Source organism: Rhizobium sp. AN6A (genome assembly GCF_900215635.1).
Taxonomy (GTDB): Bacteria; Pseudomonadota; Alphaproteobacteria; order Rhizobiales; family Rhizobiaceae; genus Agrobacterium; species Agrobacterium tumefaciens.
This window is the reverse complement of sequence record NZ_OCNC01000003.1, coordinates 61,822-85,015: the sequence shown is the minus strand read 5'-3', so window position 1 is coordinate 85,015 and position 23,194 is coordinate 61,822. Positions and strand designations below refer to the sequence as shown.

The 23,194-nt window shown below is 59.6% G+C and carries 22 protein-coding genes; 14 read left to right on the top strand and 8 right to left on the bottom strand.

The features are described from left to right. Nucleotides 1–7: 7 nt before the first annotated feature. Nucleotides 8–685 (bottom strand): GntR family transcriptional regulator, encoded by a 678-nt coding sequence (locus tag CRO62_RS04350; protein ID WP_004431355.1) that lies wholly within the window; start codon nucleotides 683–685, stop codon nucleotides 8–10. Between the two features lie 129 nt (nucleotides 686–814). Here CRO62_RS04350 and CRO62_RS04345 point away from each other — a divergent pair, with 129 nt between their 5' ends. From CRO62_RS04345 to CRO62_RS04310, 8 genes are all read left to right on the top strand, one after another. Then, nucleotides 815–1,444, top strand: coding sequence for a flavin reductase family protein (locus tag CRO62_RS04345; protein ID WP_097099354.1), 630 nt, complete (start codon nucleotides 815–817; stop codon nucleotides 1,442–1,444). 22 nt (nucleotides 1,445–1,466) lie between these two features. After that, nucleotides 1,467–2,183, top strand: a complete 717-nt coding sequence (locus CRO62_RS04340; protein ID WP_013761066.1) for an aspartate/glutamate racemase family protein — start codon at nucleotides 1,467–1,469, stop codon at nucleotides 2,181–2,183. A gap of 126 nt (nucleotides 2,184–2,309) precedes the next feature. Beyond that, on the top strand, nucleotides 2,310–3,245 hold the full coding sequence (locus CRO62_RS04335) for a LysR family transcriptional regulator (protein WP_004431358.1): 936 nt from the start codon (nucleotides 2,310–2,312) through the stop codon (nucleotides 3,243–3,245). Nucleotides 3,246–3,357: 112 nt separating this feature from the next. Next, entirely contained in the window at nucleotides 3,358–3,837 is a 480-nt protein-coding gene (locus tag CRO62_RS04330) for a formate dehydrogenase subunit gamma (protein ID WP_097099353.1), read from the top strand. Then, a complete protein-coding gene (locus CRO62_RS04325) occupies nucleotides 3,834–5,390 on the top strand; it encodes a formate dehydrogenase beta subunit (protein WP_097099352.1) in 1,557 nt (518 codons plus the stop codon). The genes CRO62_RS04330 and CRO62_RS04325 overlap by 4 nt, the downstream gene beginning before the upstream one ends. Before the next feature lie 4 nt (nucleotides 5,391–5,394). Continuing rightward, nucleotides 5,395–8,277 (top strand): formate dehydrogenase subunit alpha, encoded by a 2,883-nt coding sequence (gene fdhF / locus CRO62_RS04320; RefSeq protein WP_097099351.1) that lies wholly within the window; start codon nucleotides 5,395–5,397, stop codon nucleotides 8,275–8,277. Nucleotides 8,278–8,348: 71 nt separating this feature from the next. After that, nucleotides 8,349–8,687 carry a formate dehydrogenase subunit delta gene (locus CRO62_RS04315; protein WP_097099350.1) on the top strand — a complete coding sequence of 113 codons (339 nt, stop codon included), beginning with the start codon at nucleotides 8,349–8,351 and terminating at the stop codon, nucleotides 8,685–8,687. Nucleotides 8,688–8,818: 131 nt separating this feature from the next. Further along, the gene (locus tag CRO62_RS04310; protein WP_097099349.1) at nucleotides 8,819–10,471 is read left to right on the top strand and encodes an OFA family MFS transporter; all 1,653 of its coding nucleotides are present in this window, start codon (nucleotides 8,819–8,821) and stop codon (nucleotides 10,469–10,471) included. Between the two features lie 53 nt (nucleotides 10,472–10,524). On the opposite strand, the gene CRO62_RS04305 is transcribed toward CRO62_RS04310, so the two are convergent. From CRO62_RS04305 to CRO62_RS04295, 3 genes are all read right to left on the bottom strand, one after another. Next, nucleotides 10,525–10,977 carry a GNAT family N-acetyltransferase gene (locus CRO62_RS04305; protein ID WP_097099348.1) on the bottom strand — a complete coding sequence of 151 codons (453 nt, stop codon included), beginning with the start codon at nucleotides 10,975–10,977 and terminating at the stop codon, nucleotides 10,525–10,527. A 170-nt stretch (nucleotides 10,978–11,147) separates the two neighbouring features. Then, nucleotides 11,148–12,506, bottom strand: a complete 1,359-nt coding sequence (locus CRO62_RS04300) for a sensor histidine kinase (RefSeq protein WP_097099347.1) — start codon at nucleotides 12,504–12,506, stop codon at nucleotides 11,148–11,150. Next, nucleotides 12,503–13,165, bottom strand: coding sequence for a response regulator transcription factor (locus CRO62_RS04295; protein WP_097099346.1), 663 nt, complete (start codon nucleotides 13,163–13,165; stop codon nucleotides 12,503–12,505). Before CRO62_RS04295 ends, CRO62_RS04300 begins: the two co-directional genes overlap by 4 nt. A gap of 135 nt (nucleotides 13,166–13,300) precedes the next feature. Here CRO62_RS04295 and CRO62_RS04290 point away from each other — a divergent pair, with 135 nt between their 5' ends. Then, entirely contained in the window at nucleotides 13,301–13,849 is a 549-nt protein-coding gene (locus CRO62_RS04290; RefSeq protein WP_097099345.1) for a hypothetical protein, read from the top strand. 82 nt (nucleotides 13,850–13,931) lie between these two features. Here the strand turns inward: CRO62_RS04290 and CRO62_RS04285 are convergent, their stop codons facing one another. From CRO62_RS04285 to CRO62_RS04270, 4 genes are all read right to left on the bottom strand, one after another. Then, nucleotides 13,932–14,438, bottom strand: a complete 507-nt coding sequence (locus CRO62_RS04285; RefSeq protein WP_097099344.1) for a DUF992 domain-containing protein — start codon at nucleotides 14,436–14,438, stop codon at nucleotides 13,932–13,934. Next, entirely contained in the window at nucleotides 14,435–14,758 is a 324-nt protein-coding gene (locus CRO62_RS04280; RefSeq protein ID WP_236765599.1) for a BON domain-containing protein, read from the bottom strand. Before CRO62_RS04280 ends, CRO62_RS04285 begins: the two co-directional genes overlap by 4 nt. A 31-nt stretch (nucleotides 14,759–14,789) precedes the next feature. Further along, nucleotides 14,790–14,969, bottom strand: coding sequence for a CsbD family protein (locus CRO62_RS04275; RefSeq protein WP_097099342.1), 180 nt, complete (start codon nucleotides 14,967–14,969; stop codon nucleotides 14,790–14,792). Nucleotides 14,970–15,108: 139 nt separating this feature from the next. Next, on the bottom strand, nucleotides 15,109–16,587 hold the full coding sequence (locus tag CRO62_RS04270) for a PAS domain S-box protein (protein WP_097099341.1): 1,479 nt from the start codon (nucleotides 16,585–16,587) through the stop codon (nucleotides 15,109–15,111). A gap of 176 nt (nucleotides 16,588–16,763) precedes the next feature. Here CRO62_RS04270 and CRO62_RS04265 point away from each other — a divergent pair, with 176 nt between their 5' ends. From CRO62_RS04265 to CRO62_RS04245, 5 genes are all read left to right on the top strand, one after another. Beyond that, nucleotides 16,764–17,753: a Bug family tripartite tricarboxylate transporter substrate binding protein gene (locus tag CRO62_RS04265; protein ID WP_097099340.1), complete on the top strand. Its 990-nt coding sequence runs from the start codon at nucleotides 16,764–16,766 to the stop codon at nucleotides 17,751–17,753. Nucleotides 17,754–18,200: 447 nt separating this feature from the next. Next, complete coding sequence (locus CRO62_RS04260) at nucleotides 18,201–19,991, top strand: ABC transporter ATP-binding protein (RefSeq protein WP_097099339.1); 1,791 nt, start codon at nucleotides 18,201–18,203, stop codon at nucleotides 19,989–19,991. 132 nt (nucleotides 19,992–20,123) lie between these two features. Further along, complete coding sequence (locus tag CRO62_RS04255; RefSeq protein ID WP_174004485.1) at nucleotides 20,124–20,465, top strand: ArsR/SmtB family transcription factor; 342 nt, start codon at nucleotides 20,124–20,126, stop codon at nucleotides 20,463–20,465. Then, nucleotides 20,462–21,385, top strand: a complete 924-nt coding sequence (locus CRO62_RS04250) for an SRPBCC family protein (protein ID WP_097099337.1) — start codon at nucleotides 20,462–20,464, stop codon at nucleotides 21,383–21,385. The genes CRO62_RS04255 and CRO62_RS04250 overlap by 4 nt, the downstream gene beginning before the upstream one ends. Nucleotides 21,386–21,594: 209 nt before the next feature. Beyond that, a complete protein-coding gene (locus CRO62_RS04245) occupies nucleotides 21,595–23,190 on the top strand; it encodes an EAL domain-containing protein (RefSeq protein WP_097099336.1) in 1,596 nt (531 codons plus the stop codon). Nucleotides 23,191–23,194: the final 4 nt, after the last annotated feature.

Genomic DNA, 23,194 nt, shown 5'->3' with positions numbered 1-23,194 from the left:
CGTCGGGTCAGGCGAGTGCGGCGCGCAGATCGTGGGAAAGGTCGCGGATTTCGCTGAGATCGAGTTCCGCTTCCACATGTTCCAGATGGTGGGTCATCAGATGCGTGGCTTTCGCCGGGTCGTTATTGGCAATCGCATCGACGATTTCCGCATGCTCGTCCGGTCCGCAATTGAAGCGGTCGGTGTTGCGGTAAACGGCGGTGATGAGGGAGGAACGCGAAATGAGGTCGCGCATGGTGGTGAACAGGAAATCGGAACCGGCCGTTTCCGCCAGCAGCAGATGGAACCCGCCGGAGAGCTTGATGATATCGGTGGTGATGTTGTGAGCATTGGCCACACGCTCCTTGGCGACATGGTCGCGAAGCCGTTTCAGATCGGCCTTGGTGGCCGATTTGCACAGACGTTCAACGACACATTGCTCCACGGTGCGACGCACGAAGAACACGTCTCTGGCTTCTTCGACCGATGGTTTCGAAACGAACGCGCCCCGATTGGGAACGATGGTGACGAGACCGTCGCGCTCCAGAACGGACAGGGCCTGACGGATACGTGCACGGCTGACGCTGAAAATTGTCGCCAGTTGTTCTTCCTTCAACTGCACGCCGGGACGCAGCCGCCGCTCAGCGATGGACAGCCAGACTTTCTCGACAATTTGCTGTGTGGACTGGCCGTTCTGCTCGGTCATTTTGTTCGCTCTCCATTAGGGTTAGAAAAGCGTGATGCCGCCGAAAAAGTCAACTGTTTCAACAGGGTTTTGGTTGCATAATTGTCAACAATATGAAACAATATTGTATACTATAAACAGGGCAACGTCATGGAATTCGACTTCACCACGCTTGAGCCGCAGAGCCGCTATCGGTTGCTGACGAATTTTATTGGTCCACGGCCGATAGCGCTTGTTACGACCCGCTCGGAGGCGGGCCACAACAATGCAGCGCCGATGAGCTTTTTCAACGTCTTCTCCCATGATCCGCCCATCGTTGTTCTCGGAATCCAGCCGCGTCTGAATGGCGAGGATAAGGACACGATGGCCAATATTCGCCGCACCGGCGAGTTTGTCGTCAACATGGTCGATATGACTATTTCCGAACATATGCTTGTCTGCGGCCTCGGTTTCGACAGCGAGGTCGACGAACTTTCGATGGCGCAGCTGACGCCGACGCCCTGCAACAAGATCGATGCGAGCTTTGCAGCGGAATCGCCCTGCGCCTTCGAGTGCCGGGTGGAGCGTCTGATCGATTATCCGCGCCGGACGCTGGTGCTGGGGGAGGTCGTGCACATGCATGTCCACAGGGACTGCCTCGACAAGGAGGGGCATTATGTCGATCCGGACCGATACCAGCCGATCGCACGCCTCCATGCCGACAACTACATTACCTCGGATCGCCAGTTCGTCTTGAAGGCGCCACCCATTACCGACTTCATCAAGCCAGATGGCAAGTGACAGTCCCGAAAGGCTGACCTGAATGCATATTCGTCTGATCAACCCGAACTCAACCGCCTCGATGACGGCGCAGGCGCTCGAGAGTGCCTTGCGCGTCAGGCAGGCGGATACGAAGATTTCCGCTGCAAATCCTGTCGATACGCCGGTCAGTATCGAAGGCGGGGCCGATGAGGCACTGGCTGTTCCCGGCATGCTGGAGGAAATCCGCAAGGGCGAGCGGCTGGGCGTCGATGCCTATGTTATTGCCTGCTTTGATGATCCGGGCCTGCATGCGGCGCGTGAAGTCGCGCGTGGCCCCGTCATCGGCATCTGCCAGGCCGGCATTCAGGTAGCCATGACGATCAGCCGCCGCTTTTCCATCATCACGACGCTGCCGCGCTCCATCCCCATTATCGAAGACCTCGTCGATAGCTACGGCGCACAGCGGCATTGCCGCAGGGTTCGTGCCATCAATCTGCCGGTGCTGGGTCTTGAAGAGGATCCGCTTGCAGCCGAGGCGATGTTGATCCGCGAAATCGAAGCGGCCAAGAAAGAGGATGCGGCAGAAGCCATCATCCTCGGTTGCGCCGGCATGTCCGCACTGTGCGACAGGCTGCGCGAGGCAACGGGCGTCCCTGTCATCGATGGTGTCACGGCCGCCGTCAAGCTGGCCGAAGCCCTGGTGGGTGCGGGTTACGTGACATCCAAGGTCAATGCCTATGATTATCCGCGTGTGAAGGAAACCAAGCTCGTCGCCTGACCGGCAGAGGCCAGTGCGGCCGGCTTCCCCCGTGTTCATTTCCTAGAGTTTGCGACAAAGCCCGCCTCGCTCTAGTGTCTGCTTTCGCGCCGGTCCGCAGAATGGCCGCGCGGGATGGGAGGCAGGATGATCGACAAGCTGGAGTTTTTCATAGCGCTTGCGCGCGCGGAGCATTTCGGGCGGGCCGCGGAGGAGTGCGGCATCTCGCAGCCGACGCTGTCTGCGGCCATCCGGCAACTGGAAGATCAGCTGGGTGTCGTGCTCGTCGTGCGTGCGGCGCGATATCAGGGCCTGACGCCCGAGGGGCAGCGGGTGCTCGAATGGGCAAGGCGCATCGTTGCCGATACACGTACCATGCGGGAGGAAATGCGGGCTGCGCGTAAAGGTCTCGCCGGCCACATCCGGCTGGCCGTCATCCCCACCGCTCTTGCCATGGTGCCCAGGCTCACCGAACCCTTTCAGGCGCGTCACCCGGCAGTCACGTTTTCCGTCACCTCCCGCACGTCGTTGCAGGTTCTCAGCCAGATCGAAAATCTCGAAATCGACGCGGGAATCACCTATCTCGACAACGAACCTCTGGGCCGGGTGACGACGGTTCCGCTTTATTCGGAGCGATATCACCTGATTGCGGCCGCCGGCACGCCCCTTGCCGATCAAGAGAGCGTGACCTGGAAGCAGGTTTCGGGTCTTCGGCTTTGCCTATTGACTTCCGACATGCAAAACCGCCGCATTATCAACAAGCACATGGCCGAAGCGGGTGTTGAAGCGAAACCCACGCTCGAATCCAATTCGATGATCGTACTGTTTTCCCATATCCGAACCGGACAATGGGCTTCAATTATGCCGCGTAACATCGCAGAATCGTTTGGTTTTCCAAAGCAGATCCGAATGATACCCATTGTCGAGCCGGATGCGGAGCATCTTGTCGGCCTGATTGCCACCTATCGCGAACCTCATACGCCGCTGGTATCTGCGCTATTGCACGAGGCGCGATTGCGCGTCGCGGCCTCTGCTTTTGATAGAAATTTCCTATCGACTGACGGAAAGACGATATTGACCTGATCTTGCTCCGCTCGCCATTCTTTCGCCATCAGGCAGCGCGGCGCGCCGGACAAGGATGTGGAGGTCCTCCGGTTCAAACGCCCGCCACCTGTCGGTTTGGGAGGACTGGCTCATGAATATTCGTGCTGTCGCCGCAGATGAGGCGACGCGTGTGCAGGCTATCATTGACGACTGTCTGCATCTGGAAGGGCCAATGCTGCCTATCCTGCACAGGGTGCAGGAAGAATTCGGCTATGTGCCTGATAGCGTCAAACAGGTGATCGCCCTGGCCCTCAACGTATCCCGTGCCGAAGTGCATGGTGTCGTAAGTTTCTATCCCGATTTCCGCGACCATCCCGGCGGGCGCCATGTGCTGAAGCTCTGTCGGGCCGAGGCTTGCCAGTCGATGGGCTGCGAGTCTCTTGCCGACACCATCAAAGGGAAACTTGGTCTTGACTGGCACCAGACGGCAAAGGATGGCTCGGTCACACTCGAGCCGGTCTTCTGTCTCGGGCTCTGCGCCCAGGCACCCGCGCTGATGCTGGATGGCGAGGTTCATGCCAGAGTGGATGAGCACTGTCTTGGCGACATTCTGGCGGAGGTGCGCCGATGAGCGTGACCGTTTTCGTGCCTTGCGATTCCGCAGCACTCGCCGTTGGTGCCGACCGCGTTGCCGATGCAATCCAAGGTGAGGCCGCGGCCCGCAATCTTGATATTCGCCTTGTCCGCAACGGTTCGCGCGGCCTGCTCTGGCTTGAAGTGCTGGTAGAGGTCGACACCCATCATGGCCGCGTTGCTTATGGACCGGTCAAAGCTTCTGATGTTTCCGGGCTGTTCGATGCGGATTTTCTTGATGGCGGCGATCATGCGCTCTGTCTTGGGCTGACCGAAGAAATCCCGTTCCTGAAGAACCAGACGCGCCTGACTTTCGCGCGCTGCGGCGTGACCGATCCGCTTTCGCTGGAAGACTACCGTGCCAACAAGGGCATGAAGGGGCTGGAGAGAGCCGTTTCACTGAACCCTGCGGAGATCGTCAAACAGGTCACCGATAGCGGCCTTCGCGGACGGGGTGGCGCCGGTTTTCCGACCGGTATCAAGTGGAAAACGGTGGCGGATGCCACCGCTGATCAGAAATACATCGTCTGCAATGCGGATGAGGGCGACAGCGGCACCTTTGCCGACCGCATGATCATGGAAGGCGATCCCTTTGTCCTTATCGAGGGCATGGCCATTGCCGGCCTCGCGGTTGGTGCAACGAAGGGTTACATCTACACCCGCTCCGAATATCCCCATGCCGTTAGGACGATGGAAAAAGCCATCGACATCGCCCGGCGAGAAGGGGTGATCGGCGCGTCTGTGCTCGGTTCGGGTCGCGCGTTCGATCTCGAGGTGCGCATAGGGGCCGGAGCCTATGTGTGCGGCGAGGAAACCTCGCTGCTCAACAGTCTCGAAGGTAAACGCGGCACGGTGCGCGCCAAGCCGCCGCTTCCCGCCCTGCAGGGGCTTTTCGGAAAGCCGACGGTAGTCAACAATGTCATTTCGCTCGCTTCGATCCCTGTGATCATGGATCGCGGCGCGGCGTTCTACCGGGATTTCGGCATTGGTCGTTCGCACGGCACGATCCCGATCCAGCTTGCCGGAAACATCAGACATGGCGGGCTTTACGAGACCGCTTTCGGCCTGCCGCTCGGGCAACTGGTCAACGAGATCGGCGGCGGTACCATTACTGGCCGGCCGGTCAAGGCGGTTCAGGTCGGCGGGCCATTGGGCGCTTATTTTCCGGTGTCGCTGTTCGATACGTTGTTCGACTATGAGGCATTTACCGCCGCAGGCGGCCTGATCGGTCACGCGGGCGTCGTCGTCTTTGACGACACTGCCGATATGCTGCGCCAGGCGCGTTTTGCCCTGGAATTCTGTGCCGTCGAAAGTTGCGGAAAGTGTACGCCATGCCGGATCGGTTCGACACGCGGTGTCGAGACGGTCGACAAGATTTCCCTTGGAATAGAAGCAGAGCGAAATACGGCGCTGCTGGAGGATCTCTGCGAAACGATGAAGTTCGGTTCGCTCTGCGCGCTAGGCGGTTTCACGCCGTATCCCGTGATGAGCGCGCTCAGGCACTTCCCGCAGGATTTTGCACCCATCCCACGTGTCGAAGCGGCGGAGTAAGACCATGGCCCTTATATCTGAAATCGACTACGGAACACCGAAATCCACCTCGACAGAGATGGTCACGCTAACGATCGACGGCCGCCAGATCACCGTGCCGGCGGGAACGTCCATCATGCGTGCTTCGAGAGAAGCGGGCATCGATGTTCCCAAACTCTGCGCCACCGATATGGTCGATGCCTTCGGTTCCTGTCGCCTCTGTCTCATCGAGGTGGAGGGCCGCAACGGCACCCCCGCCTCCTGCACCACGCCGGTGGCGGCCGGTCTTGTCGTCCACACCCAGACGGAACGCCTGAAGCAGATCCGCAAGGGTGTGATGGAGCTTTATATCTCCGACCACCCGCTCGACTGTCTCACCTGCGCCGCAAATGGCGATTGCGAATTGCAGGATATGGCCGGCGCCGTCGGCCTGCGTGACGTGCGTTACGGCTATGATGGCGACAACCATGTGAAGGCCCGTGCCGGCGATGGCGACCTGAACGCCAACTGGATGCCCAAGGACGAGAGCAACCCGTATTTCACCTACGATCCGTCGAAGTGCATCGTCTGTTCCCGCTGCGTGCGCGCCTGTGAGGAAGTGCAGGGAACGTTCGCATTGACGATCGAAGGGCGCGGCTTCGAAAGCCGTGTTTCGCCCGGCGCCCACGAGGCATTTCTTGATTCCGAATGCGTTTCCTGCGGCGCCTGCGTGCAGGCCTGTCCGACGGCGACGCTGACTGAAAAATCGGTGATCGACATCGGCCAGCCGGAACATTCGCTGGTCACCACCTGCGCTTATTGCGGCGTCGGCTGTTCGTTCAAGGCGGAGATGCGCGGCGAGGAACTGGTTCGCATGGTGCCGTGGAAGGACGGTCAGGCAAACCGTGGCCATTCCTGCGTCAAGGGTCGCTTCGCTTATGGGTATGCCAGCCACCGCGACCGTATTCTCAACCCGATGGTTCGTGAAAAGATCAGTGATCCCTGGCGTGAAGTGACCTGGGACGAGGCATTCGCCCATGTCGCCTCCGAATTCCAGCGCATTCAGGGAACCTATGGCCGCGAATCCATCGGCGGCATCACCTCGTCTCGCTGCACCAATGAAGAGACCTTTCTGGTCCAGAAGCTCATCCGTGCCGGTTTCGGCAACAACAATGTCGATACCTGCGCCCGCGTTTGTCATTCGCCGACAGGTTACGGGTTGGGCCAGGCGTTCGGCACCTCAGCCGGAACGCAGAATTTCGATTCCGTCGAACATTCGGATGTTGTCCTCGTCATCGGCGCCAACCCGACGGACGGACACCCGGTGTTCGGCTCACGCCTGAAGAAGCGCCTGCGCCAGGGCGCCAAGCTGATCGTCGTCGATCCGCGCCGCATCGATCTCGTTCGCACGCCGCATGTGGAGGCGTCGTTCCATTTGCCGCTGAAGCCCGGGACGAATGTTGCGGTGCTGACAGCCCTTGCCCATGTCATCGTCACCGAAGGATTGTTCGACGAGGCCTTCATCCGCGAGCGTTGCGACTGGTCGGAATTCGAGGACTGGGCCGCCTTCGTGGCCGAACCGCAGCATGGCCCGGAGGAAACCCAAGTCTTTACCGGCGTTCCCGCCGAGGAGCTGCGCGGTGCCGCCAGGCTCTTTGCCAAGGGCGGCAATGGCGCAATCTATTACGGGCTTGGCGTTACCGAACACAGCCAGGGTTCCACGACCGTCATGGCGATTGCCAATCTGGCCATGGCGACCGGTAACATTGGTCGCCCCGGTGTCGGCGTCAATCCGCTGCGTGGCCAGAACAATGTGCAGGGTTCCTGCGACATGGGTTCCTTCCCGCATGAGCTTCCCGGTTATCGTCATATATCCGACGATGCCACCCGGGAAATATTCGAAAAGCTCTGGGGCGTTACCCTCAACAACGAGCCGGGGTTGCGCATCCCCAACATGCTGGATGCAGCCGTTGATGGCAGTTTCAAGGGCATCTACATTCAGGGCGAAGACATCCTCCAGTCGGACCCGGACACCAAGCATGTTTCAGCCGGTCTTGCCGCGATGGAATGTGTTGTCGTGCACGACCTGTTCCTGAACGAGACGGCGAATTACGCGCATGTCTTCCTGCCGGGTTCCACCTTCCTCGAAAAGGACGGCACGTTCACCAATGCCGAACGCCGCATCAATCGTGTGCGCAAGGTCATGTCGCCGAAAAACGGCTATTCGGATTGGGAGGTCACCCAGAAGCTGGCTCAGGCCATGGGGCTGAACTGGAACTATACGCACCCGTCGCAGATCATGGATGAAATCGCGGCGACGACGCCGAGCTTTGCCGGCGTTTCCTACGACTATCTGGAGAGCAGAGGCTCGGTGCAGTGGCCGTGTAACGAAAAATTCCCGGAAGGCTCGCCGATCATGCATGTGGACGGGTTCGTGCGCGGCAAGGGCAAGTTCATCCGCACCGAATATGTGGCGACTGATGAGCGTACCGGCCCGCGCTTTCCGCTGCTGCTCACCACCGGCCGCATTCTGTCGCAGTACAATGTCGGAGCGCAGACACGGCGCACCGAAAACGTCGTCTGGCACGAGGAGGATCGTCTCGAAATCCATCCGCATGATGCCGAACAGCGTGGCGTCAAGGATGGTGACTGGATCAAGCTCGCCAGCCGTTCCGGCGATACGACGCTTAGGGCGCTTATCACCGATCGCGTTGCGCCGGGGGTGGTCTATACCACCTTCCACCACCCGGGCACGCAGGCAAACGTCATCACCACCGACTACTCCGACTGGGCGACGAACTGTCCGGAATACAAGGTAACTGCGGTTCAGGTCTCGCCCTCGAACGGGCCGACCGAATGGCAGGAAGGATATGACGCGCTCAGCCGCCGTTCGCGGCGGATTGCAGGCAAGCTCGAGGCGGCCGAATAATCGGGGCCGGGGCAATCCCGGCCTTTTGAAAACGTGAACGTCGTCCGTCAGGCGGCGCGGGGAAAACAGCCATGTTGCTTAATCACACCGACGAAAAACTGGTGAGAATGGCGAACCAGATCGCGACTTTTTTCCTTTCCCAGCCGGAGGATATCCGCGTTGAGGGTGTCGCCACCCACATTAACAAATTCTGGGAACCCCGTATGCGCAAACGGTTTTTCGAGATGGTTGACGCCGGTGCCGGGGAGTTTTTGCCGCTGGTGCTTGCAGCCGCGCTCAAGATCAAGAGGCCCGGGGTGCGCGCTGCCGATGCGGTCGGGCTTGGCGAGGATGCCACGGGAACGCCGGAGGGCAAGGGCGTTGCTGCCGGCGAGTCCTTGTCCGAACCGAGCATTCCCGAAACTACGTAAAGTCAGGCGGTAACACGCCGCAAACAGGTATCGCCGGATGGGGACGTCCGGCGATCTCGGTAACGCCCGGTCGATGCGGCCAATTGGGGCGTATCATGGTTGTCCAGACATTCACGAGGGAGGTAGTGTCGATGGCAGTAGCAGGCGTATCTGCGGGAGGGCCGGTGCAAGCCGGGCTTCTGGACCGCGAACGGATTATAGCGAAACCTGGCTTCAACCGCTGGCTGGTGCCGCCGGCGGCTTTGGCCATTCACTTGTGTATCGGCATGGCCTACGGCTTCAGCGTCTTCTGGCTGCCGCTGTCGAAGGCATTGCCGGCAACGGACCCCAGTTGCTCCAGCCTCACCCTTGCCGGGGCGCTGTTCACCACCGAATGCAACTGGCGTGTGGCCGATCTTGGCTGGATCTATACGCTCTTCTTCGTCCTGCTCGGATGCTCGGCGGCGATCTGGGGCGGTTGGCTGGAAAGGGTCGGGCCGCGCAAGGCCGGCTTCGTTTCTGCCTGCTGCTGGTGCGGCGGCATTCTGGTTGCAGCGCTTGGCGTGATGACGCACCAGCTCTGGCTGATGTGGGTCGGGGCAGGTGTCATCGGCGGCGTTGGTCTTGGTCTCGGTTACATCTCGCCGGTCTCGACATTGATCAAATGGTTTCCGGACCGGCGCGGCATGGCAACCGGCATGGCCATCATGGGTTTCGGCGGCGGCGCGATGATCGGCGCACCGCTTGCCAATCTGCTCATGAGTACCTTCAAGACGGATACATCAGTCGGCGTCTGGCAAACTTTCGTCGTCATGGCATTGATCTATTTCGTCTTCATGATGGCGGGTGCCTTCGGCTACCGTATTCCACCGGCGGGCTGGCGTCCGGAAGGCTGGACGGCCCCGGCGGCCAAAAGCGCCATGATCACCAATCGTCACGTTCATCTGCGTGATGCGCACAAGACGAAGCAGTTCTGGCTCATCTGGGCGGTTCTGTGCCTCAACGTGTCAGCGGGTATCGGCGTGATCGGCATGGCATCGCCAATGTTGCAGGAGATTTTCGCCGGTTCGTTGATCGGTCTGCCCGGCGTTGGTTTTGCGGACCTCAATATCGAGCAGAAAGCATCGATCGCCGCCATCGCGGCCGGGTTCACGGGCCTGCTGTCGCTGTTTAACATCGGTGGCCGCTTCTTCTGGGCTTCCATGTCCGACAAGATCGGCCGCAAGAACACTTACTTCTGCTTCTTCGTGCTTGGCATCATTCTTTATGCGCTGGCCCCGACGCTGGCGACGATGGGTTCCAAGGCGTTCTTCGTTCTTGCCCTCGGCATCATCCTGTCGATGTATGGCGGCGGCTTTGCAACCATTCCCGCCTATCTTGCCGACATCTTCGGCACGCAGTTCGTCGGCGCGATCCATGGCCGTCTGCTGACGGCATGGGCAACGGCGGGCATTGCCGGACCTGTTGTCGTCAACTACATCCGCGAAGCACAGATTGCGGCCGGTGTCGCGCCGGGTCCCGCACTCTATACCAGCACCATGTACATCCTGGCGGGGATGCTCGCGATCGGCCTCATCGCCAACGCGTTTGTCCGGCCGTTGCCGGAGAAATGGTTCATGTCGGATGCGGAGGTTGCAGCACTTCAAGCCAAGACCGCCGCCGCCAATGCAGGGCCCACCGGTTCCTTCGGCATCGGCAGGGGTGGCTTGGACGCCAAGGCCGCACTGGCCTGGGCAGCCGTCGGCATACCGCTTCTCTGGGGCGTGTGGGTCACGGTCAAAAGCAGCCTTGTGCTGTTTGGCTGATTGCAACAAACATCAGATGGTCCGGGCAGCCCTGTGGCTGCCCGGATTTGTTTTCAGGCCTTGAGTGACAGGCGGGCATTCTCGAAGGGCAGGCCGTCATCGTCAGTCGACCTGCGCGAGACTTCGAGGAAGCCGAGCGAACGGTAAAACCGCATCGCCTGCTCATTGGCGGTATAGACCTCAAGCGACAAATCACCCTTGAGACCGAGCGCGTGGGCGATGAGCCTGCGCCCGATACCCTTGCCCTGTTGTGCTGGTGCGACGAACAGACCTCCGATGAAACTGTTGAGCAGGCTGATGAAGCCGACGGGGTCACCGGCCTGCGTCGCGATGAAAGTCTCCGATAGCGGCAGATAGGTATCTTCGATCAGTCTTTGCTGCTCGCGCAAACGCTGCGTGCCGATAAAGGGATGCGCCAGCAGCGAGGCATCGAGCCAGATGCGTGACAGGATTTGCGTATCCGCTGCCGCGTCAAACGGCCGGATGTCGATAGATTTGATATTCATGGAAATTCCGCAGAATTAGACATGCCAAAAGGTCAGCTCCGTTTTCAGAGCCGGCTGAAACCGCGATGGGCGGTCAGATTTTCAACCTCTGCGCATAAATCTCCCTGCTTCGAAACCTGTATTTACCGCTGCTGCGCAACAGCGTCAACAAAGGGAAAGGCGGGCTTTCCTCAAGCTCCTGCCGGAAGGGTCAGCGAACAGGTAAGCCCGCCATTTTCGCCCCGCTCCAGCCTGATGCTGCCGCCATGAAGCTCGACAAGTTCCTTGGCGATGGTAAGACCGAAGCCGTCACCCGGAACGGTCTCGTCCATGCGTCTGCCCGGCTGGAAAGCCTCCGAAATACGGTCGTCCTCGATGCCCTGTCCATCGTCCGAGATCACGATCCAGACGTCGCGTCCGGTCTTTTTCGCGGAAATACGAACCGCGCTTTTGGCCCATTTGAATGCATTGTCGATGATATTGCCAACGATCTCGTCCAGATCCTCAGGCGTGACCTGCAATAGCAACTCGGGGTCCACATCGACTGTTGCGACAATCCCCCGGTCGGCATGAATACGTGACATGATATCAACGATATCGTCGATCCTCGGTTTGACTGCGGTCACCGTGGCGGTGCCGCCTGCTGCGGTCTTGCGGGCTCTTGCAAGATGGTGGCGGATACGTTGGTCGATCCTGTCCACCAACGCACGCATTTCGCGATCCGGGTCGTTGGTTTCGTTGAGCGCAAGGTAGAGGCTTGTCACGGGGGTTTTCAGACCGTGGGCGAGATTTGCAAAGTGCAGACGTGTTTCCGCAAGCCTCTCGATATTCTGCTCCACGAGACGGTTGATTTCGCCCGAGGCGGGACGCAGTTCCTCGACATCCGCCTCCGGCAACCTGTCGAGTGTGCCTGCCGAAATCGAGGAAATATCGGCGGTGAGTTGCCGCAGTGGTCGCAGACCATATCTGACCTGCAGGAAAATACCGCCGACGAGGCTCGCGCCCAAGAGGGTCATGGCGGGTATCAACCACAGAAGCGCACTGCGGGCGGGTGCAACCAGCGCGAATTGCGGCGCAGTGGCAGTGATTTCGACGAGGCGCTGTCCCACCATGGTTTGAATGGATCTGAGATAGAGCTCCTCGCCGTGAAAATCGGCACTGGCGCCGGGGCGAGGGCCGTGGCCCATCATTTTGCGCCATTCAAACGGGGAGGGCGGGTTGGTTATGGTTTGCCCCGCGAGCGACCGAGAGGCGATTGTCACACCCTCGCCGGTGATCTGCCAGTACCAGCCGGAGCCGCGCCTGTCGAATGGCGGGCCGTCCAGCGCGGCGTTGAGTGTCACGACGCCGCTTGCGCTGCCGGAGAGCGCGCTCCGCAGTCCCTCTATCTGCGTGTCGAGCCGTTGGTCGATCTGTTCACGCACCACGCCGGCAACGATGAGATAGAGTATGATCGAGGCGACGATCACGGTCGCGGTGACGAAAACCACGGAAAAAACCGTGAGGCGGCGCGATATCGACGAACCAGGAATGGCCAAAAACTCCCTCATGGCTCTGCCTTCAGCATGTAACCGCGCCCGCGAACGGTCTCTATATGCCCGGCACCGATCTTGCGTCGCAGGCGGGCAATGATCACTTCGATGGAATTGGAATCCACTTCCGCATCGCCCTCATAGACCCGTTCGATGAGTTCACGGCGGTCGACCACCACTTCCTTGCGCAGGATGAGGCAGGAGAGGACCCGCCACTCCAGCGCGGTCAGCTTCAGCGGCAAGCCGTCCTGTTCGAAGGTCCCGAGCTGCGCATCGAAGATGAGCGAACCGCAGGTGACGGCGGAGGCGGCGTGGCCGGTGGCGCGGCGAACGAGTGCGCGCAGCCGCAGCACCAGTTCTTCCACCTTGAACGGCTTGGTGAGAAAATCGTCTGCTCCCGCTTTGAAACTCGCCACCTTGTCCGGCCATCCGTCACGCGCGGTCAAAACGAGCACGGGCAGGTTCCTTTGCGCCGCCCGCCATGATTTCAGAACCGATACGCCATCGATTTTCGGCAGTCCCAGATCGAGAACGGCCACGTCGTAAAGTTCGGTAAGACCGGCATGTTCGGCATCCTCGCCATTCTGCGCGATGTCGACGACAAAATTTTCCGCCCGCAGGCTGGCTGCGATGCGCCGGGAAAGATCGGTATCGTCTTCGACGAGAAGTATGCGCATGGTTCTGCCGTTTCGGTTTCCTTGGCGGTGTTTTAACTAGGCCCGGAAGGCTTAACTCAACCTGAACCACAAGGTTCAGGCTGCTGGTGGTGCCTGGCAGGTAAAAAGGCCCTGTCAATCAAACAGGAGACCACCATGTCCCACTCTGAAGAGAATAACGAAATCGCAGCACCGAAGGCCGCTTCTGACACTCCCGTGCCGCCGCACCGGAAACATCGCCGTAAAACCGCCGCGTTCGCCTTTGCAGCCGTTGCCATGCTGGCCGTTGGAGCCGCTGCCGGAGCCGGTGCGGTGAAGCTGACACGGCCGACACCTGAGATGGCGCCGATGACACCCGTTGCCATTTCCACCGTCAAGGAAGGAAATCTCGTGACCCTGAAGGGCAAGGTCGCCGAGATTTTCGGCAACAAGTTCATCGTTCAGGATGATAGCGGCCGCGCACTCATCGATACCGGCCCCGAGGGCGATAATGGCAAGGTCGTGACTGTTGATGAAGCGGTCAGCGTTCAGGGCCGTTTCGACAGGGGTGTCCTGCGGGCAAGCTATGTCGTCCGTCAGGATGGCAGTATCGAGGCACTTGGACCGGCAGGCCGTCCGCCGCATCATGGTCCTAAAGAGGATATGATGCGCGGGCCAAAAGGCGACGGCCCGATGGGTGAGATGATGCCTCACCCCAAACCCTGATATCAGGGCCTGATCTGCGCCAGACGGCGCGGGCTAAAAGACGATAACCGTCCCGAGCCCGCGCCGCCGGTTTTTTTAAGGTTTAGCCTGCACGCTTCAACTGCAGACGCGAGACGCCCGCGGCGATGTTAACGCCGGTGCCGACTTCGGCGCTGATCGGCTGAAGCGCGAAGTTCTTGGAATTGCCGCCGATCAGTGCATTGGCGCCCAAGCCCACGCCGACCGATGCGGCAGCGGAGGCACCAACATAGTTGCCGCTCAACGCACCGTCACCCACGCGGCTGGCTGCGGTGTTCAGCACGATCCAGCTCATATAGGTCTTGCCGGTTACGCCGATGTCGAGACCGAGCTTGCCGATCGTGCCGGTATAACGCTCGGTCTTGCCGGAGCGCTGGCGAAACTCGCAGGCCACGCTCTTGCTGGAGCCGACCACAAGGCCGATGCCGCCGGCAATTTCGCACGACAGGGTGCCGACGCGTTCTTTCTGCGCGGTTTCCATGGGGCGCTTTGCATTGTGCTTCGTTTCGGCTGAAGCAATCGGGGCAAGGGCCAGGGTTGCAATCGCGGTTGCGAGAACGAATGTCTTCATTGTTTTTCACTCCTGTTGTTATTCGCTAGATGGATGCGCCGGGACGGCGTTTCCAGATAGATGCAGGGCCGCTGCCGTATAGCCAGATCGGCGATGATGGGCCGCGACGCGAAACATTCTGCGATGATGACCGCATGTTCGAAGGCAGAGAGTGTTTCCACCTCGCCGGAGAGCACGATACGGCCCTCCACGGAGGTGACGGAGATCGAGCTTTTTTCCTGCCCGTCCGCATAAGCGATCACGGCTTGCAACGCGGCGCACAGGCTGACCTCCTGGGGATCGCAGCTTGACACTGGGTTTGCATCGCACGAGAGCATCATCGTGAAACCTCCTGCCTTGAACATAGATGGTTCACCTGAGAACTTTGTTGACGGCGTCCTTTGCCTGTCCGAGCTTCTCCTGCGCCTGGCCAGCCAGTTTCTCGGCCTTGCCTTCTGCCTGAAGCTTGTCGTTGCCGGTGATCTTGCCGGCTGCTTCCTTGATGGTGCCCTTGGCTTGACGGGCGATACCTTCGATACGGTTATTGTCCATGACGAACTCCTTCCATCGTTAGCGGGTGCCGCTGTTGGTAACGGCATGATGGTAAGGTAGTTCGGGAAAATCACGGTTTGCAGAGCATTAGCTACTAGTTGAACTGGTACAAACTGACCTATTTTCGCATTGGCTGCGGTTATTTTTCCTTATGGCCGGTAAAACCGCGCTCGCGTGCCCAGATCACGGCGGCAGTGCGGCGGTTGACGCCGATCTTGCCGTAGAGTGAGGCGATGTGGTTGCGGATCGTATGCTTGGAGAGGTTCAGCCTGTCGCTCATTTCCTTGTCGCTGCATCCATCGCAGATCAGTGACAGGATTTGCTCCTCGCGCTCGGTCAGATCCTTGAGGGAGGCGGAAGGCGTTGTGCCGCGGGAGTTCTGCCGCAGCCCCGCCAGCCGCTCGACAACCGTCCGGCTGAACCATGATGTATCGGTCATGACGCTTTCGATCGCTTCAATCAGTTCGTTTTCGGTTCTGCGCCGCTCAGTCACATCCTGTATCGCCCAGATGACACAGATCTGATCGTTGATCTCGGCGCGTTCGGCGGAAACGATACATTCGGCCAAACCGCCACCGGAAAGATTCATGCGCATGTTCTCATCGCGGATGGGGATGTTGTCCTTCAGCCGCTTTTCGAGATCGCGGCGCGCGCCCGCGTCCTCCCATAGGCGCAATTCGCTGGCGGTCTTGCCCACGACTTCGGCCTCGTTGCGCCCGCACAGGACCAGAAACGCGTCATTGACTTCCATCAGCACGAAGTCGTCCAGCCTCGAAATCGCTGCCGGGACAGGCGACAGGCGAAAGGACTTGAAGAAGCGCTCCTCGCTCTGTCGCAGAGCGTTCTGGGCTTTGCGGCGGCCGTCCAGATCGGCGAAGGTGAACAGCATGCAGGGTTCTTCGGCAACGGCGATCGTTTCGCCGGCCACGATAACCAGCCTGTCGCCGCCGGGGATGGGAATGAGCGCCTCGCGCTGGCGGATGAGCCGGCCATCCTCCAGCTTTTTCAGGGCGTCCTCGCCTGTGTCGCACTCGGAAAACAGGCCGAGTTCCTCGACGCTGATGCCGATGATCTCTTCACGGCTGAACCCGGTCATCTCAAGGAAACCTTGATTGACGCGGATGAAACGCTTGTCCTCCAGCCGGCATATCAGCCCCGGCGCCGGATTGGCATTGAAGGCGCTTTCGAAGCGCGCCTCTGCCTCGAAACGCGGCGTTTCGTCCCTGATGATCAAGACCAGAACATCCGGTTTTGCGCCAGCATCTTCAAGAACGAGGCCGCGCACCGTGTGGACCCAGCATTCCGCTTCATCGCCGCTTGGCGATATCTCTACCGTCACATCTTCGAAGGTCTCGCCCGCCAGAAGCCGTTCAAGCGGATATTGCCCTTCATCAAGCAGATGGTTGTTGCGGTATCGAAGCGTGAAATTTCGCCGATAGGCAGCGGCATCCTCCCCAAGCTCCGGCATCGCCTCTATACGGTGCATCTGAAGGGCGGCCTTGTTAGCCCAGGCTATCGTTCCGTCGTTTTCGAGCAGGATCAACCCGTCGCTGAGACCCGCTATGAGGTTTTGCAACACGAGCCGGTTGATCTTGGGAATGTTTACGCTGTCGTCCATGTCGCCCCCGGTATTTCAATGCTTTGTGCCCGCTATAACGCGCGGTTCCGCCAAGCGTTGCAGGGCCGGCGTGTCGCGTGGCCTTCCCGCATGGTTTGCGATGCCGGTTGCTTGCTCTCAGGTCCATTTGAGCTACTATGCGCTGATGGCGGGGAGGCCATTCTACAGGAGGGTTCATGAATTACCGGTCTTTGAAACGGCGTATGGTGTTGAAACTTGCGGCTACGGCTGCTTCTTTTTGCATGATGGGACTGACGGCGAGCGCGCAGGGTTTTCCTGATCGAACGATCACGCTGGTCGTTCCCTTCGCGGCAGGTGGCTCAACCGACGTGGTTGCGCGTGTCATCGCACAGAAAATGGGTGATGAGCTTGGTCACCAGATCGTCGTTGAAAATGTTGCCGGTGCAGGCGGCAATCTCGGTGCCGACCGTGTCGCACGTGCAGAGCCTGACGGTTACACGATCCTGATGGGCACGGTTGCAACCCATGCCTTGAACCCGCTCATTCTCAAGACAAAACCTTACGATCCGCAAAAGGATTTCGCCCCGGTCTCGCTTCTGGTCGTGGTTCCCAATGTGCTTGTTGTCAATCCGAAGCTGAACGTCAACAGCGTCGCGGAATTGATCGCGCTTCTGAAAGCCGAGCCGGACAAATATGCCTATGCCTCTTCCGGCAATGGCACGCCGCTGCATCTTTCAGGGGAATTGTTCAAGAGCATGACCGGTGTGAGCATGCAGCACGTTCCCTATAAAGGTGCCGGCCCCGCGCTCAACGATCTTCTCGGCAACCAGATTTCGATCATGTTCGACAATCTGCCGTCGTCGTCCGGCCACATCAAATCCGGCACATTGCGGGCGCTTGGCGTAACGACTGCCGAGCGGGCATCATCATTCCCGGATATGCCGACCATTGCCGAAACCGTACCCGGTTATGAAACCTACACGTGGAACGCGCTGTTTGCGCCTGCCGGAACGCCGGCCGATGTGGTGGGCACACTGAATGCGGCGGCCAAGAAAGCGCTTGCCGATCCGGGTGTGGCGGCCCGCATGGCCGAATTCAGCGCCAAGATCGTCGGTTCTTCGCCCGATGAGCTGAAAAGCCACGTTGCGGCGGAAATCGCCAAATGGGAACCGGTCGTCAAGAACGCAAACGTCCAGATGGATTGACCAGAGATGTCCCGTCGCGCACGGGAGGAGCCTGGGTGCGGCGGGAAGCGCCACCACGCAAAAACCGTGGCCGAAGCTTTCATTGGCATCGGCCACGTTCTTTACCGTCACACCAGCTGATGTGTCGTTTTCGCATCACTTGCCATAAGGTTGCAATTACCCGGTTGGCAACGGCGAACAGCTCAGGTAAAAATTTCTCACCGCGTCAGATCGAACATAGGGAGGCGTTGCATGACATCATCATTCATCAAGTTCCTCCCGCGTGGAATGAACCGACACTAGGTCATTTCCATTCGTGGCCCGCCCCGAGCGCGCCCCACATGCGGTTTTGTTTTCCTTCATAGCCCGATTGATCTTACGGGATCATTTTGTTTCCCGCCCGGGCTGTGCCATCCAACTTCCGTTTTTGAGGACCGGTTGCCGAACGCATGGCGCCGTGCTGGTTAAATGTCTCGCAAGAAGCTCGATTTCCGCGCCGATGCCTATCGCCATGTGCTCGGCTTTGTTTTCCACCATTGGACCCACCGGCGGGCATTGGTGGGCTTTATTGTTGTGCTGGTGATTGCCAGCACGCTGGCCGAAGTCATGGTGCCGGTTTTCTCCGGCCAGATCGTCGATGCCATTGCCGGCGGCAACGGGGCTGACCGGGCGCTGCGCGCCTTTGTCGTCGTCGTGGCGCTGGGCTTGACCAGCGTAGTCCTGCGCTGGTTCGTGTTTAACGGCATCATCAGGCTGACGCTGAAAACCATGGCGGATGTGGCGAATAACGGTTTCTACCGGGTGCAGCGGTTCTCGACCGACTGGCACGCCAACAGCTTTGCCGGTTCCACGGTTCGCAAGATCACGCGTGGCATGTGGGCACTTGATTCACTCAATGACGTGCTACTTATCGCCCTGTTGCCCTCCATCGTCATGCTGGTGGGCGCAACCGTCGTGCTGGGTAGTTACTGGCCGATCATGGGCTTAATCGTGGGCACGGGGTCGCTGATCTATGTCGGCGTCACCGTGGTGCTCTCCATGGGCTTCGTATCGCCGGCGGCAAGACTTGCAAACGCCTGGGATACCAAGCTCGGTGGCGCGCTGGCGGATGCCGTCAGCTGTAATTCGGTGGTCAAGGCTTTTGGCGCCGAGACCCGCGAAGAGGCGCGGTTGCGCCATGTGCTGGCCAAATGGGACAACCGTACGCGAAGGACGTGGAAACGCGGCACGCTGAACGGCACGGTCCAGGGCTTCATGATGGTGTCCATGCAGGCCGGTATTCTGGGAACAGGCCTTGTCATGTGGCAGCAGGGACTGGCGACGCCGGGCGACATCACCTTCGTGCTGGCGATGTTCTTCGTCCTGCAGGGCTATTTGCGCGATGTCGGTCAACACATCCGTAACCTGCAACGTGCCGTCAACGACATGGAAGAGTTGGTGTTGCTCGACAAGATGCCTTTGGGTGTCGAAGACAGGCCGGATGCCAGGCCGATCAGGATAGAGAAGGGCGAAATCGTTTTTGACAACGTCACTTTTCAATATGGCGCGCATCCCAGCCCGCTCTATGAGGACTTTTCGGTCACCATCAGGTCGGGTGAGCGTGTGGGGCTGGTCGGGCATTCGGGTTCGGGAAAGACGACCTTCGTCAAGCTTATCCAGCGGCTTTACGATGTGAATTCCGGCTCGATCCGCATTGACGGGCAGGACATCGCCAAGGCCAGGCAGGCAAACCTGCGCAGCCAGATCGCCATCGTGCAGCAGGAACCCATCCTGTTCCACCGCACGCTGGCGGAAAACATCGCCTATGGCCGGCCGAGCGCCTCGCGGCGTGAGATCGAGCAGGCGGCGAGGCAGGCGAGCGCCCATGACTTCATCATGTCCCTTCCCAAGGGTTATGAGACGATGGTGGGTGAGCGCGGCGTGAAATTGTCTGGCGGGGAGCGCCAGCGTGTCGCCATTGCACGTGCCTTCCTCGCGGATGCACCGGTGCTGATTCTGGACGAGGCGACATCGAGCCTCGACAGCGAAAGCGAAGTGCAGATCCAGGAGGCCATGGAACGCCTGATGGATGGCCGCACCACGCTGGTCATTGCGCACCGGCTTTCCACCGTGCGGGCGCTTGACCGTCTGCTGGTGTTCGACAAGGGCAAGATTGTCGAAGAGGGCGACCACCGGGCGCTGATCCGTCTGAACGACGGCATCTATCGCCGGCTGTTCGAGCGGCAGGCGCTGGAACTGACCAAGGGTCTGGTGGCTTAAAAAATGAAACGCCGGGGCAACGCTCCGGCGTTTTCCTTTGCGCGGCCGGCCAACAAATGCTCACGGTCAAACACTTAGCTAATCGACGAAGTTTTCCTTGCGTTAGAGCCGTACTGCATGATAGTTAGCATTATGACTAAGCATTCGCCCGAACTATCGCTGATCTTTCAGGCTCTGGCCGATCCGACGCGCCGGTCTATTCTGACAAAGCTTGCGGAAGGGCCTGCCCGCGTCATGGAATTGTCCGCTCCCACGGGGCTGCGTCTGCCGACCGTGATGCGGCATCTGTCAGTACTGGAGGAGGCGGGGCTTATCCGCACCTCCAAGGATGGGCGGGTGCGCACCTGCGCCATCGTGCCCGAGGCTCTGGAGCCGGTGCGGACATGGCTCGATGAACAGCGGGCCATTTGGGAGAGCCGGCTCGACCGGTTGGAAGCATTTGCAATGCAGGCTGCGAAGGAGCGCCCGGAATGATGTCGACACTCAATCAGGACGGCACCCGTGCCGAACCCCATCTTGGCGATGGCCGCTTTGCGACACTGAGCTTCGAAAGGGTGGTCGCTGTTCCATTACCGGTCCTCTGGCAAGTGTGGACGTCGCCTGCCGCGCGGGCTGTCTGGGCAGCGCCCACGCCCGCCGTGACAGTGCAGTTTCTGGAAGCCGATACCAGCGTGGGCGGGCGCGAAGTTTCGCTCTGCAAGGTCGATGGGCAGCCGGATATTCGCTGCGAATGCGGGTGGCTGGAATTGCAGCCAGCCTTGCGCAGCGTCAATTACGAGGTGGTGTCGTCCGGTGACATGACGCAGTCTGCGGCGCTGGTGACCGCTGATTTTTCGGCGACGGAGCAGGGCAGTCGCGTTGTCGTAACCGTGCAGCTTTCCTCATTGGCTGCGGATATGCAGGCGGGTTACCGGCAGGGCTTCGGTGCCGGTCTTAACAATCTGGCCGAGGTGGCCAAACGGACAATGGTGCTGGAGCGAACGATAAGGGCGCCGCGCAACATCGTCTGGAACGCCTGGATGAATTCCGAGACGCTGCCGCAATGGTGGGGACCGGAAGGGTTTTCGTGTCGCACGAAGAGGATCGATCTGCGAACCGGCGGCGAATGGGTGTTCGACATGATCGGACCCGACGGCACGGTCTTCCCGAACCATCATCGATATATCGAGGTCAGGCCTGAGGAGAGGATCGGCTACACGCTGCTCTGGGGCGAAAACGGGCCGAAAGATGCCGACGCCTGGGCTTCGTTCGAGGATCAGGACGGCGCGACGAAGGTCGTGCTCGGCATGGTGTTCAGCACGGAAGCCGAGTTCCAGGACGCGAAGGGTTTTGGGGCTATCGAACTGGGTCAGCAGACGCTCGGCAAACTGGAACGCTTTGTTTTCGCATCGTAATCGCACCGGGACTGAACTTCGACAGGGACGTGATGTCTTCTTGGGGGTAACTGGATCATCGGCCCCGCGTTCCTGCCGTCACGGTGATTTTCAGATTGCGCCGACGGCAGAAATCATAATTTGCATCACCCGGTTTTCACCGTTCCGCACACAGCAAAAATTAAGGAGATTGCGACACTGATGTCCCGACTACCTTTTGGAGAGTGATGATGCAGTCACGACGTTGGCGTGTGATAGCCGTGGGGATATTTCTGGCCATAGTCGGCGCAGCGTTGCCCATCGCCGCCATGGCCTGGACGTCCTGGCGTGTCGCCATTCAAAAAGAACTCTTCATTCTCGACCTCGTCGCCGAAAGATCGCTTGTGCGTGCCGGAAATACATTCAGGCAAGCGCAAGGGGCATTGGAAGCAATTGAAACCGCGCACCTTCCCGCATGTTCGGATCAGCATATTGCACAAATGCGGATGGTGACGATCAACGTCCCCTCAATCGAGGAGATTGGCTATTTCGAAAACGGCTTCATCAAATGCACCTCCTGGGGCCGCGCGGCTGGCGACGTAGCCAAATCTCATGTCGACTACGTCACACCGGAGGGCCTTGAAGTGACGTTGCGTATCCAGCCCGGCATCAGCCACGGCGACCAGATGACGAGCCTGCATCTCGGCCACCACAACGCGCTCGTCGCACCTTCCAGGTTTGCTGATATTGTGCTTCGGGACGGGATGTCTCTCGCGATCCTCAACGATAAAGCTGCGGTCATCAGCACGCAGAACCTTCCCGACACAGGGGTTCTCGCCACGTTGCCGACAAAAGAGGGGCAGGGCACGACGGACGCATGGCTTTATTCGGTGGTAAAGGAGAACGCGCTGACGGCGGTGGTTCTCGAGCCAAGGGCGGCCTTGCGAACGAGGCTGGTGCGGGAGTTGACTATCCTTTTGCCCATCGGCGCATTCATTGCGCTCTTTATCGTCGGCATCGTCATCTGGATGTCGCGCAAGCGGTTGTCGCCGGAAACGGAACTGGGAATCGCAGTCCAGAACCGTGAATTCATCGTCCACTATCAACCGATCATCGAACTCAAGACCAATATATGCGTTGGCGCCGAAGCGCTCGTCCGCTGGCGGCGGCCTGATGGCACGCTGGTGAGGCCAGACCTCTTCATTCCGCTGGCGGAAGAAACAGGGCTGATAGAGCCCATCACCGATCAGGTCGTCGAAGCCATTATTGCAGATCTTGGTACCATGCTCGTTGGGGATCGCAGCGCACATATCGCCATCAATCTCTGCGCCGAAGATGTAAAATCAGGCCGGATACTGGACTTCATCGATCAACGCCTTGCCCGCGCGGATATACGCAAGGAGCAGATATGGCTTGAAGCGACCGAGCGCGGTTTCATCGACATCGACGCGGCGCGCGTGACGTTGGATAGAGCACGCAAGGCCGGGCATTCCGTGGCAATTGACGATTTCGGAACTGGCTATTCCAGCCTTCAGTATTTGCAGGGACTGCCGTTGGACGCCCTGAAAATCGATAAGTCCTTCGTTGATACGATCGGCAGAAACACGGCAACCAGCACCGTGACGCTCCATATTATCGAGATGGCGCGTGAGCTTGGACTGTTTTCCGTTGCGGAAGGTATCGAGAGGCCGGAGCAGGCGGCCTATCTGCGGGAACATGGTGTGGATTTTGGTCAGGGCTGGCTGTTTTCCAAGCCGCTTCCGGCCGAGGAATTCATCGCCTTTCATCGTCAGAACAAGTCGACATACGGCTCCGCTCCCGAGGTCATTCAGGTCGCCTCCGTCTAGGTCG

Bases quoted from the DNA above. Each gene is read 5' to 3' on its own strand.
- CRO62_RS04350 (WP_004431355.1), bottom strand. From the start codon at position 685: ATGACCGAGCAGAACGGCCAGTCCACACAGCAAATTGTCGAGAAAGTC.
- CRO62_RS04345 (WP_097099354.1), top strand. From the start codon at position 815: ATGGAATTCGACTTCACCACGCTTGAGCCGCAGAGCCGCTATCGGTTG.
- CRO62_RS04340 (WP_013761066.1), top strand. From the start codon at position 1,467: ATGCATATTCGTCTGATCAACCCGAACTCAACCGCCTCGATGACGGCG.
- CRO62_RS04335 (WP_004431358.1), top strand. From the start codon at position 2,310: ATGATCGACAAGCTGGAGTTTTTCATAGCGCTTGCGCGCGCGGAGCAT.
- CRO62_RS04330 (WP_097099353.1), top strand. From the start codon at position 3,358: ATGAATATTCGTGCTGTCGCCGCAGATGAGGCGACGCGTGTGCAGGCT.
- CRO62_RS04325 (WP_097099352.1), top strand. From the start codon at position 3,834: ATGAGCGTGACCGTTTTCGTGCCTTGCGATTCCGCAGCACTCGCCGTT.
- fdhF (WP_097099351.1), top strand. From the start codon at position 5,395: ATGGCCCTTATATCTGAAATCGACTACGGAACACCGAAATCCACCTCG.
- CRO62_RS04315 (WP_097099350.1), top strand. From the start codon at position 8,349: ATGTTGCTTAATCACACCGACGAAAAACTGGTGAGAATGGCGAACCAG.
- CRO62_RS04310 (WP_097099349.1), top strand. From the start codon at position 8,819: ATGGCAGTAGCAGGCGTATCTGCGGGAGGGCCGGTGCAAGCCGGGCTT.
- CRO62_RS04305 (WP_097099348.1), bottom strand. From the start codon at position 10,977: ATGAATATCAAATCTATCGACATCCGGCCGTTTGACGCGGCAGCGGAT.
- CRO62_RS04300 (WP_097099347.1), bottom strand. From the start codon at position 12,506: ATGAGGGAGTTTTTGGCCATTCCTGGTTCGTCGATATCGCGCCGCCTC.
- CRO62_RS04295 (WP_097099346.1), bottom strand. From the start codon at position 13,165: ATGCGCATACTTCTCGTCGAAGACGATACCGATCTTTCCCGGCGCATC.
- CRO62_RS04290 (WP_097099345.1), top strand. From the start codon at position 13,301: ATGTCCCACTCTGAAGAGAATAACGAAATCGCAGCACCGAAGGCCGCT.
- CRO62_RS04285 (WP_097099344.1), bottom strand. From the start codon at position 14,438: ATGAAGACATTCGTTCTCGCAACCGCGATTGCAACCCTGGCCCTTGCC.
- CRO62_RS04280 (WP_236765599.1), bottom strand. From the start codon at position 14,758: ATGATGCTCTCGTGCGATGCAAACCCAGTGTCAAGCTGCGATCCCCAG.
- CRO62_RS04275 (WP_097099342.1), bottom strand. From the start codon at position 14,969: ATGGACAATAACCGTATCGAAGGTATCGCCCGTCAAGCCAAGGGCACC.
- CRO62_RS04270 (WP_097099341.1), bottom strand. From the start codon at position 16,587: ATGGACGACAGCGTAAACATTCCCAAGATCAACCGGCTCGTGTTGCAA.
- CRO62_RS04265 (WP_097099340.1), top strand. From the start codon at position 16,764: ATGAATTACCGGTCTTTGAAACGGCGTATGGTGTTGAAACTTGCGGCT.
- CRO62_RS04260 (WP_097099339.1), top strand. From the start codon at position 18,201: ATGTCTCGCAAGAAGCTCGATTTCCGCGCCGATGCCTATCGCCATGTG.
- CRO62_RS04255 (WP_174004485.1), top strand. From the start codon at position 20,124: ATGACTAAGCATTCGCCCGAACTATCGCTGATCTTTCAGGCTCTGGCC.
- CRO62_RS04250 (WP_097099337.1), top strand. From the start codon at position 20,462: ATGATGTCGACACTCAATCAGGACGGCACCCGTGCCGAACCCCATCTT.
- CRO62_RS04245 (WP_097099336.1), top strand. From the start codon at position 21,595: ATGCAGTCACGACGTTGGCGTGTGATAGCCGTGGGGATATTTCTGGCC.